Genomic DNA, 327 nt, shown 5'->3' with positions numbered 1-327 from the left:
AGGCTCTGGGAACCGCGGCGTCTGCGATTCCGCCTGTTCTCCGCAGCCGCCCAGCTCGTCACCACTGGCCGGCGCCGCCTCCTCCGCCTCGCCCGTCACTGGCCCTGGACAGTTGAGATCACCACCGCTCTGGAACGGCTCAAGCTGCTGCCGAATCCGGGCTGACCAGCCGATCCACCTGTCCCTGCGAGAGAGCGTTCCAGTCCAGAGCAGTGGAACCCGGCGTCCACCCGAGACGACACTCGGGCCCTCGGCCTGTCCGCCATCAGCCACAGAAAGCGGAACGGTCCGCCGACTCCGCCGGCGGACCATCACGAAAGATCGAGG

1 protein-coding gene is annotated in these 327 nt (G+C 68.2%); it reads left to right on the top strand.

Annotated features, from left to right (window positions below):
• Positions 1 to 165 (top strand): transposase (locus KWI83_RS37935; protein ID WP_218518908.1); only part of this gene is annotated, 165 nt, incomplete at its 5' end.
• Positions 166 to 327: the final 162 nt, after the last annotated feature.

The organism is Streptomyces sp. TRM70350, from assembly GCF_019219825.1.
In the GTDB taxonomy this organism is placed as follows: Bacteria; Actinomycetota; Actinomycetes; order Streptomycetales; family Streptomycetaceae; genus Streptomyces.
The sequence above is the reverse complement of the archived record's forward strand: the minus strand, read 5'-3'. Positions and strand labels throughout refer to the sequence as shown.